12 protein-coding genes are annotated in these 9848 nt (G+C 70.7%); 3 read left to right on the plus strand and 9 right to left on the minus strand.

Annotation, left to right across the window (positions count from 1 at the left end; all coding sequences use genetic code 11):
• Positions 1-4: 4 nt before the first annotated feature.
• Positions 5-1219, minus strand: a complete 1215-nt coding sequence (gene glgC, locus AC1DU4_RS19275) for a glucose-1-phosphate adenylyltransferase (protein ID WP_477842479.1) — start codon at positions 1217-1219, stop codon at positions 5-7.
• A 149-nt stretch (positions 1220-1368) separates the two neighbouring features.
• Here glgC and glgA point away from each other — a divergent pair, with 149 nt between their 5' ends.
• The gene (gene glgA / locus AC1DU4_RS19280; protein WP_477842481.1) at positions 1369-2571 is read left to right on the plus strand and encodes a glycogen synthase; all 1203 of its coding nucleotides are present in this window, start codon (positions 1369-1371) and stop codon (positions 2569-2571) included.
• Here glgA and AC1DU4_RS19285 read toward each other — a convergent pair.
• From AC1DU4_RS19285 to AC1DU4_RS19320, 8 genes are all read right to left on the minus strand, one after another.
• Positions 2556-3389, minus strand: coding sequence for a putative RNA methyltransferase (locus tag AC1DU4_RS19285; protein WP_477842483.1), 834 nt, complete (start codon positions 3387-3389; stop codon positions 2556-2558). The two genes, glgA and AC1DU4_RS19285, sit on opposite strands and share 16 nt — an antisense overlap.
• 140 nt (positions 3390-3529) lie before the next feature.
• Positions 3530-3697 carry a DUF3117 domain-containing protein gene (locus AC1DU4_RS19290; protein ID WP_005059648.1) on the minus strand — a complete coding sequence of 56 codons (168 nt, stop codon included), beginning with the start codon at positions 3695-3697 and terminating at the stop codon, positions 3530-3532.
• Between the two features lie 172 nt (positions 3698-3869).
• Positions 3870-4451 (minus strand): DNA-3-methyladenine glycosylase I, encoded by a 582-nt coding sequence (locus tag AC1DU4_RS19295; protein ID WP_477842523.1) that lies wholly within the window; start codon positions 4449-4451, stop codon positions 3870-3872.
• On the minus strand, positions 4448-4795 hold the full coding sequence (locus AC1DU4_RS19300; RefSeq protein ID WP_477842525.1) for a DivIVA domain-containing protein: 348 nt from the start codon (positions 4793-4795) through the stop codon (positions 4448-4450). Before AC1DU4_RS19300 ends, AC1DU4_RS19295 begins: the two co-directional genes overlap by 4 nt.
• Before the next feature lie 82 nt (positions 4796-4877).
• Positions 4878-5807 (minus strand): glucosyl-3-phosphoglycerate synthase, encoded by a 930-nt coding sequence (locus AC1DU4_RS19305; protein WP_477842527.1) that lies wholly within the window; start codon positions 5805-5807, stop codon positions 4878-4880.
• On the minus strand, positions 5804-6679 hold the full coding sequence (gene folP, locus AC1DU4_RS19310) for a dihydropteroate synthase (RefSeq protein WP_477842538.1): 876 nt from the start codon (positions 6677-6679) through the stop codon (positions 5804-5806). The genes AC1DU4_RS19305 and folP overlap by 4 nt, the downstream gene beginning before the upstream one ends.
• 169 nt (positions 6680-6848) lie before the next feature.
• Positions 6849-7394 carry an LOG family protein gene (locus tag AC1DU4_RS19315; RefSeq protein WP_477842529.1) on the minus strand — a complete coding sequence of 182 codons (546 nt, stop codon included), beginning with the start codon at positions 7392-7394 and terminating at the stop codon, positions 6849-6851.
• A complete protein-coding gene (locus AC1DU4_RS19320; RefSeq protein ID WP_477842531.1) occupies positions 7391-8221 on the minus strand; it encodes an LOG family protein in 831 nt (276 codons plus the stop codon). The genes AC1DU4_RS19315 and AC1DU4_RS19320 overlap by 4 nt, the downstream gene beginning before the upstream one ends.
• A 192-nt stretch (positions 8222-8413) precedes the next feature.
• Between AC1DU4_RS19320 and AC1DU4_RS19325 the strand changes: the two genes are divergently transcribed.
• Both AC1DU4_RS19325 and AC1DU4_RS19330 read left to right on the plus strand, forming a co-directional pair.
• The gene (locus AC1DU4_RS19325; protein ID WP_477842532.1) at positions 8414-9082 is read left to right on the plus strand and encodes an MspA family porin; all 669 of its coding nucleotides are present in this window, start codon (positions 8414-8416) and stop codon (positions 9080-9082) included.
• Positions 9083-9139: 57 nt separating this feature from the next.
• Entirely contained in the window at positions 9140-9811 is a 672-nt protein-coding gene (locus AC1DU4_RS19330) for an MspA family porin (RefSeq protein WP_477842534.1), read from the plus strand.
• Positions 9812-9848 lie beyond the last annotated feature (37 nt).

The raw sequence follows: 9848 nt of genomic DNA on the forward strand, positions 1-9848 counted from the left end.
CGCCCTAGATCCAGACGCCCTTGCCGATGGCGACCACGCCGCCGGCACTGACCGCGAACCGCTGACGGTCCCGCTCGAGGTCGACGCCGATGATCTCGCCCTCCCCCACCACCACGTTCTTGTCGAGGATGGCGTGCCGCACCACGGCACCCTTGCCGACCCGGACGCCGGGCATCAGCACGCTGCCCTCGACGGTGGCGCCGCTGTCGACCATCACGTTGGAGCTGAGCACCGAGTTGCGCACCGTCGCCGCGGACAGGATGCACCCCGCACCGACCACCGACTCCTGCGCCAGACCGCCCTGCACGAACTTGGCCGGCGCCAGGTTCTCGGCCGCGCCGCGGATCGGCCAGCGCCGGTTGTAGAGGTTGAACACCGGGTGCACGGAGACCAGGTCCATGTGCGCCTCGTAGAACGCGTCGATGGTCCCGACGTCGCGCCAGTAGCCGCGGTCCCGGTCGGTGGCGCCGGGCACCACGTTGTCCTTGAAGTCGTAGACCGCGGCGTCGCCGGCCGCCACCAGCGCGGGGATGATGTCGCCGCCCATGTCGTGGTCGGAGTCGGAGTTCTCCGAGTCCGCCCGGATGGCGTCCACCAGCACCTTGGTGGTGAACACGTAGTCGCCCATCGACGCGAAGGTGACGTTGGGGTCGTCGGGGGTGCCCGGCGGGTGCACGGGCTTCTCCAGGAACTGGGTGATCCGCCCCGACTCGTCGCTGTCGATGCAGCCGAAGGCCGTCGCCTCGCTGCGCGGCACCCGGATCCCCGCGACCGTCACGCCGGCGCCGGAGTCGATGTGGTGCTGGACCATCTGTTCCGGGTCCATCCGGTACACGTGGTCCGCGCCGAACACGACGATGTACTCGGGGTCCTCGTCGTACACCAGGTTCAGCGACTGGAAGATGGCGTCGGCGCTGCCGGTGTACCAGCGCGGGCCGAGCCGCTGCTGGGCCGGGACCGGGGTGATGTACTCCCCCGCGAATCCGGACAGCCGCCAGGTCTGGGAGATGTGCCGGTCCAGGGAGTGCGACTTGTACTGGGTCAGCACGCAGATCCGGAGGTAACCGGCGTTGACCAGGTTGCTGAGCACGAAGTCGATGAGCCGGTAGGCCCCACCGAACGGCACGGCGGGCTTCGCCCGGTCCGCGGTCAGGGGATGAAGACGCTTCCCCTCGCCGCCGGCGAGCACGATTCCAAGCACATGCGGCTGGCTCCTCACACTGTCAACCTATCGGCACCGCCCCACCCCCGCTACCGGGACCCGCCCGAGGCTCCGCCCGAGAGCGACCCGCCCGGGTCCGGGACACGCCCGAACCGCCGCGGTCCGGAGCGGTGGCCGTCCCCGGCCGCGGCGGCTACGTTTAGCCCGTGCGCGTGGCAATGATGACCAGGGAGTACCCACCCGAGATCTACGGCGGGGCCGGGGTCCACGTCACCGAGCTCGTCGCGCAGCTCACGCGGCTCTGCGAGGTCGACGTGCACTGCATGGGCACCGCCCGCGAAGGCGCCGTCGTGCACCAGCCGGATCCGGCTCTGGCGGCGGCCAATCCCGCGCTCGCGATGCTCTCCGCCGAACTGCGGATGGCCGCGGCCGCGGCCGGGGCGGACGTGGCGCACTCGCACACCTGGTACACCGGCCTGGCCGGGCACCTCGCCGGCGAACTGCACGGGATGCCGCACGTGCTCACCGCACACTCGCTGGAACCGCGTCGGCCGTGGAAGGCGGAGCAGCTCGGCGCCGGCTACCGGATCTCGTCATGGTCCGAGCGCAACGCCATGCAGTTCGCCGACGCCGTCATCGCGGTGAGCGAAGGCATGCGCGCGGATGTGCTCGACGCCTACCCCTTCGTCGACCCGGATCGAGTGCACGTGGTGCGCAACGGAATCGACACCGACGTCTGGTACCCGGAACCGTCGGGCCGGCCCGGCTCGGTCCTGACCGACCTCGGGGTGGACCCGGACGCCCCGATCGCCGTGTTCGTCGGCCGGATCACCCGGCAGAAGGGACTGCGCCACCTGATCGCGGCGGCCCACGACTTCGACCCGGCCGTGCAACTGGTGCTGTGCGCGGGTGCGCCGGACACCCCGCAGATCGCCGCCGACACCGAACGCGCGGTCGCCGAACTGTCCCGCGCGCGGGGCAACGTGCACTGGGTCCGGGAGATGCTGCCCACCGCGCGGGTCCGGGAACTGCTCTCCGCGGCAACGGTGTTCGTGTGTCCGTCGGTGTACGAGCCGCTCGGCATCGTGAATCTCGAGGCGATGGCCACGGAGACCGCGGTGGTGGCCTCGGACGTCGGCGGCATTCCCGAGGTCGTCGTGGACGGCGTCACCGGCCGCCTCGTGCACTACAACTCGTACGAGCCGGAGGCGTTCGAGCGGGCGCTGGCCGCGGCCGTCAACGAGGTGACGTCCGACCCGGTCGCCGCGGCCGAGATGGGACGCGCCGGCCGCAGGCGGGCCATCTCGGACTTCTCCTGGGCGCAGATCGCCCGTCAGACCCTGGCGGTCTACGAGGCGGCGATCGGGCACTACACCGGTCGGGTGCCCGCCGGTTACGCCGTCCGGTAGGTGGAGACGGTGACCGACGCGGTCACCACCGCTGGCTCGGGCAGCCGCGCGATCCGCTCCGCACGCACCCTGTCGTCGAGGTGCCGCGCCGACGGACCCATCGCGACGAGCGACTCGATCTCGCTGTGGGTCAAGGTCATCGGATAGTCGACGGAAACCCGGTCGACCCGCTCGAAGTGCCCGGCCATCGAGGCCCCCAGCCGGACCGTCTTGTTCTCGTCCACCCGCACCAGGCCCAGCATGTCCACCAGCTCGTGCTGGTGCCGGTCCGTGGGAGTGAGCACCACCAGTACGCCGTCGGTCCGCAGCACCCGCCGCAGTTCAGCGGCGTTGCGCGGGGCGAAGACAGAGAGCACATGGCTGACCGCGGCGTCGAGCACCGGCAGCTGGGTCCAGATGTCGGCGACCACGGCGCCGACCCGGGGGTGCGCCCGGGCGAGCCGGCGAGCCGCGGGCTTGGAGACGTCGAGCCCGATGCCCCGGGCCCCCGGCAACGCGTCCAGGACCGTCGCGAGGTAGTGCCCGGTGCCGGCACCGACCTCGAGCACCGCCGGCTCGGCGACGGCCGTCGCGGCGCAGGCCGACGCGACCGCCTCGCGCAGCGGGTCGAAGTGCCCGCCGTCGAGGAACTGTCCGCGCGCAGCGATCATCTCGGCGGTGTCCCCGGTGATCTTCGAGGCCCCCGGCAACAGGCTGACGTAGCCGTGTCTCGCGACGTCGAAGCTGTGCCCCCGCTCGCACAGCAGGGTGCGGTCCACTGGGTCGAGCGAGCTGCCGCAGTGCGGGCACGCGAGCAGGTCTACGACATCGTCGAGCATGATCGAAACTCCTTGGATCGGTGACTCCGGCTGAGCGACCACCCGACTGCGCCCACGACGAGGCCCCGCCTGCCGGGGACGGCGTGCGGGGCCTGTTGCACGTCGAGTGTCGGTGCAAACCCGCACCGACCGCGAAGCAGCTAGCTGGTGACGTTCTTGAGTTCGTCCCCCAGTGCAGCGGCTTCGTCCGGGGTCAGTTCGACGACTAGCCGACCTCCACCCTCGAGCGGAACCCGCATGACGATCCCTCGTCCTTCTTTGGTTGCTTCGAGGGGACCGTCACCGGTCCGGGGCTTCATGGCCGCCATTACCTGCTCCCTCCAGATCTGCGCCGCCCTGCTCTGCGCCTAGGCTTACCGCCGGTCCCGGCGGATTTTGCCGGGTCGACAGACATATTCTTCCCTATCGTCCGATTCGACGGGAACCTGAGGCTCCCAAACGGCCTGCGGGCGGCCCGTCCAGCCGCCCCGGGGGCCTCCGTCAGCGCCTCGGAACCCAGCATTCGTCGAGGTGGTCGTCGACCATCCCGGTGGCCTGCATCAGCGCGTATGCCGTGGTGGGACCGACAAACCGGAAGCCGCGGCGCTTGAGTTCCCGGGACATCGCGGTGGACTCGTCGGTGATCGCCGGGACGTCCTCGACGCTGCGGACACGCCGACCCCGAGGCCCGGGCGCGAACGACCACAGCAGCGAGTCGAGGTCCGTGTCGGTCAGCGCCAGCACGGCGCGGGCGTTGCCGATGCAGGCGTCGATCTTGGCCCGGTTCCGGACGATGCCGGGATCGGCCGTCAACCGCGCGACGTCGTCGGCGTCGAAGCCGGCCACGGCCTCGACGTCGAAGCCGGCGAACCCGGCCCGGAACGCCTCCCGCTTGCGCAACACCGTGATCCAGGACAGCCCGGCCTGGAAGGCCTCGAGGCAGATCCGTTCGAAAAGCTCGTCCCGGCCGTGCAGCGGGGTTCCCCACTCGAAGTCGTGGTAGTCGCGGTAGAGCGTCGAGCCGGGGGCGTCCACAGCCCAGGGGCAGCGAATCCTGGTGTCGGGGCCGAGATCCGTGTTCATTGCTGGGCCTCCTCGCCCACCTGGCCCGCCTCCGACGCGGCCTCCTCGGGCGCCTGGGGCACCGTGCGGGCCTGCGCTAGTTCGCCGCGCAGGGCGTCGATCTCGGCAGCCAGCCGGTCCAGCGCCCAGTCCACCTCGCTGGCCTTGTAGCCGCGGGCCGTCTGCTGGAAGCGCAGCGCCCGGACGTCCGCACCCACGACGTCCCGGGCCGGCAGCATGGTGGCCGTCGTCCCGGCAGGCAGCGGCGCCATCTCCTCGCCGCGACCGAACACCGACGTCGCCACCAGGAACAGGACGCCACCGACGAGCGCCATCACCAGTAGGTAGAGCAGCACCGTGAACATGACCCGATCTTGTCACGGGCCGCCGACATCGCGACCGCCGCGACGTCGCCGCACGCCCCGACGGGCGCGCCTCACGGACGGGTCAGGGCCGCAGCGTGTTCATCGGTGGCCGGTCCTCGAGGGACACCTCGGTGGTCACCGGCAGGAAGGAGTCCCCCTGGACCGGGAACTGGGTCAGCCCGGCCCGCGAGTCCTCGATCCCGAACCGCCCCAACATGGTCCCGATGATCTGCCGGCTCATCACGCCCAGCTCCAGCAGCGGCCGGTTGCGGTGCTTGCGGACCCCGAGGTTCACCTGACCGATCGCACTGAGGCCGAGCCGGTCGTAGGTGTCGAGCAGCAACCCGATCTCGACGCCGTAGCCCGGCGCGAAGGGCACGGCGGAGAGCAGCTCCCGGGTGCCCGCGTACTCGCCGCCGAGCGGCTGCAGCACCGCCGTCAGCTCCGGCCGCATCGCCGCGAGCATCGGCCGCGCGACCAGCTCGGTGACCCGGCCGCCGCCGTTGGCGTCCTCGGTGCCGCTGAGCCGCAGCGGACGCCGGTAGAAGCCCTTGACCAGGTGGATGCCGTCGACGGTGAGCAGCGGGCCGAGCAGCTTCGGCACGAACTGCGGGTCGGGGTTGATCAGGTCGGAGTCCACGAACGCGATGATGTCGCCGGTGCTCGCGGCGATCGAGCGCCACAGCACCTCTCCCTTGCCGGGTGCGGGTGCCAGCTCGGGCACGGCCTGTTCCCGGCTGACGACGGTGGCACCTGCGGCCGCCGCCCGTTCCGCGGTCTCGTCGGTGGAGCCCGAGTCGAGCACGATCAGCTCGTCCACCAGCCCGCCGAGCAGCGGGTGGATCGAGTCCACCACCGCGGACACGGTCTTCTCCTCGTTGAGGGCTGGGAGGACCACCGAGACGGTGCGGCCCCCCTTGGCGGCCTCCAGTTCGGCGACCGTCCACTGCGGGTGGTCCCAGGTGTTCGCCTCGGACCAGACCTGCGCGCCCGTCGCGCGCATGATGCTCATGCCAGGCCCCGCACGGTGCGGGCGGGCGCCCGGGTGCCGACGATGGACGCGACCATGTCGACGACTCGACGGGTGGAGGCAACCTCGTGGACGCGGAACACCCGGGCACCGTTCGCGGCCGCCAGTGCTGTCGCTGCCAATGTGCCCTCCAGCCGCTCGGTGAGTTCGACCCCTAGAGTCTCCCCGACAAAGTCCTTGTTGCTCAACGCCATCAGCACAGGCCATCCGGTCTTAACCAGATCGTCCACTCGACGCAACAACTCGAGGCCGTGGAAGGTGTTCTTGCCGAAATCGTGGGTCGGGTCGATGAGGATCCCGTCCGCCGGGACGCCGAGCGCGCGGGCGCGTTCCGCCGCACCGACCACCTCGGCGACCACGTCCGCGACCACGTCGTCGTACCGCACCCGGTGCGGCCGGGTGCGGGGCACCGCTCCGCCGGTGTGCGAGCACACGTAGCCGGCGCCCAGTTCGGCCGCCACCGCGACCAGCTCGCCGTCCGCGCCCGCCCAGGTGTCGTTGATCAGGTCCGCGCCGGCCGCGCAGGCCAACCGGGCCACCGACGAGCGCCAGGTGTCGACCGAGATCAACAGGTCCGGGTACTGCGCGCGGATCGCCTCCACGAACGGCACCACCCGTCGGATCTCCTCGGCCGAGTCCACCTCGTCGCCCGGTCCGGCCTTGACTCCGCCGATGTCGACCAGGTCGGCCCCCTCGGCCACCGCCCGGTGCACGGCCGCCATCGCGGCCACGTCGGTGAACGTGGCGCCGCGGTCGTAGAACGAGTCCGGAGTCCGGTTCACGATGGCCATCACCAGGGCCCGGTCGGTCGCCACCGGCTTGCCACACAGGGTCGGCAACGGCATCGGCGGCATATCCGGTCGCTGCGCAGGCTCCGCTCCTGGCGAATCCAGTCGCTGCGCAGGCTCCGCTCCGGCGGTCTCGGTCATGGCTTCATACTGACACGACGCCAAGTCGGCCTGACACGACGCCGAGTCGGCGATCCCCGAGGCACCACCCGTCGCCGCGCGGACCCGCGCGGCGTCAGCGCTCGCAGCCGTCCAGTGCCGCGGCGACGGTGTCGGTGACCCGCAGCGAGTCCAGCGCGCGCTGCTGCACGAAGCCGCCCGCCCGCAGCCCGTCCAGCCAGCTCAGCAGCCCGGCGTAGTGTCCGCCCGGATCCAGCATCACCACCGGCTTGTCGTGCATGCCGAGGTAGCCGGCGGTCCACGTCTCGAACAGTTCCTCGAGAGTGCCGATGCCGCCGGGCAGGGTGATGAACGCGTCCGCCCGGTCCTCCATGATCTGCTTGCGCTGACGCATGGTGTCGGTGACGATCAGCTCGTCGGCGCCGGTGTCGGCGACCTCCCTGTGCACCAACGCCTTCGGGATGACCCCGATCGTCCACGCGCCGGCCTCACGGGCCGCGGCCGCCACCGCGCCCATCATCGAGACGTTGCCACCGCCGGAGACCAGTTGCAGTCCGCGGCGCCCGATCTCGGTGCCCAGCTCCGCGGCCAGCTCCAGGTAGGAGTCGTCGACGGGACCGGAGGCGCAGTACACGCAGATCGCGCGGCCGAGCGGCCTCACCACTCCTCCTCGATGCCCATCAGCTCCGCGGCGTCGACCCCGTGCTGCGACTCGACGACGATCCGCACGGCCTCGTCGATGCTGTCGGTCACGTGCAGCAACTCGACGTCACCCTCGGAGATCTTGCCGCTGCCGAGCATGGTGTTCCGGATCCACTCGACCAGTCCGGACCAGTACTCGGTGCCCAGCAACACGATCGGGAAGCGGGTGACCTTGCCGGTCTGGACCAGGGTCAGCGCCTCGAACAACTCGTCCAGGGTGCCGAATCCACCGGGCAGACAGATGAACGCCTGGGAGTACTTGACGAACATGGTCTTGCGGGCGAAGAAGTAGCGGAAGTTGATGCCGAGGTCGACCCACTCGTTGAGGCCCTGCTCGAACGGCAGCTCGATGCCGAGCCCGATCGAGTAGCCACCCGACTCGCTGGCACCGCGGTTCGCGGACTCCATCACGCCGGGCCCGCCGCCGGTGATGACGGCGTACCCGGCCTCGGCGAGCGCGGCGCCGAGTTCACGGCCCGCGACGTACTCGGGGTGATCGGGCCCGGTTCGCGCGGAGCCGAACACCGTGACGGCCCGGGGCACCTCCGCGAGCGCGCCGAAGCCCTCGACGAACTCGCTCTGGATTCGCAGCACCCGCCACGGGTCGGTGTGCACCCAGTCGGTCGGACCGCGCTGGTCCAGGAGCCGCTGATCGGCGGTGCTCGACCCGGACTTGCGGTCGCGGCGCACCATGATCGGGCCGCGATTCTTCACTGTCGCGCTGGGCCTTTTGGCCCCCAGTGCATCCTTCTTCGCGGGCCGTCCGGGTGTCTTGTCGGGTGCCATGTGGCAAGGCTAACGGGTGTGCGGCGATGCGACCGACGGGACCGGATCCAGAGCCGTGACCAAGGTCACCGGGTAACGAAATTGCAAACCTATTTAGCCTTGGTTAAGTTTCCCGCGGAATGGATCTCGCCGCTCGAGCGCTCCGCGCGCCCGAGAAGCCGGGTCGAAAAGTCTTGTGAGGGGAACGATTTGATGCCCAACAGCCTGTCCGGCCTGCGCCGCGGCACCCGTATCGCCGGTTTCGGCGCCGCAGCAGCCCTGACGATCGGCCTGCTGTCCAACAGCGTCGCCGCCGCCGACACCTTCGTGCCGCTGCCCGACGGATCCAAGGACGCCCCCGGCGCCGTCATCACCCGCACCGACGAGAGCGCTCTCATCTCGCCGTCGCTGGCCAGCAACGGCGCCGGCCGCACCGCGTGGGTCTCCGGCACCATCACCGCCGACGTCACCGGAATCACCAAGGAGACCGAGGCCGGCCCGACCAACGGCGCCGCGGGCAGCCCGGGCACCAACAACTCCTCCACCCACGGCGTCTCCCGCATCAACACCGGCTACATCGTCGGCTGCCAGGTCGACATCACCGGCCTCAGCGGCTCCTTCGGCGGCGGCATCAGCCTCGACGGCCCCTCGATGTCCGGGTCGCTGACCGTCCCGATCTCCGCGGGCCAGGTCAAGTTCGTCAACGTCGTGGGCAAGGACCTCAAGAAGAACGGCAAGTACTCGGTCCAGTACCAGGACACCCARCTCGAGGTGCAGAACTGCGGCGGCTACGCCCAGGCCCGCGCGTACACGGTCGTCGAGATCGTCGGAGACAACTACTCCAAGACCACGCTGTACGGCCACCCCTTCAGCATCGGCTGACCTGCGCCCGTCGTTCTGCTCGCGTACGCGACCCAACACCTCTGTAAGGGAAGTCCCATGAACATCAGCAAGACCGGCCTGCGCCTCGCGGCCGTCGGCGCGGCGACCACCGTCGCCCTCGGCTTCTTCTCCGCCGGCGCCGCCAACGCCGACACCTTCACCGCGCTGCCCGACGGCGAGGTCACCAAGACCCTCGTCGACGGCACCGTCGTCAAGATCACCCGCACCGGCGAGTCCGCGAACGTCTCCCCGTCGATGGGCTCGACCCCGCTGCACCGCAACGCSTGGGTCTCCGGCCGCATCGGCGCCGAGGTCACCGGCCCGAACGCCAAGGGCGGCAGCATCAACGTCGGCTACGTGGTGGCCTGCCAGGCCACCCTGGGCGCCAAGGGCGGCGCCGGCGCCGGCGTGACGTCCGACTGGGAGGGCACCGGCAAGGTCGACACCAAGGCCTCCACCGCCACCGGAAGCGTCACCGTCGGCCCCGGCCAGGCCGCCAACTACCGGATCCTCGACATCGAGAAGGCCGACGCCTACGGCGCCGAGAGCCACACCGGCGCGCACTCGTTCAAGGGCACCAGCGGATCGGTCACCTACGCCGACTCGACCATGGCGGTCAACGGCTGCGCCGGCTACGCGCAGGCCCGCTCCTTCGCGACCGTCACGGTGAACACCGACACCGTCACCAGCACCACCACCCTGTGGGGCCAGCCCTTCAGCATCGGCTGAGACAGCCACATCCGTTCCGGCCCCGCCTCGTTCACCG

The sequence above is a fragment of the Rhodococcus sp. P4_F5 genome (assembly GCF_056401315.1).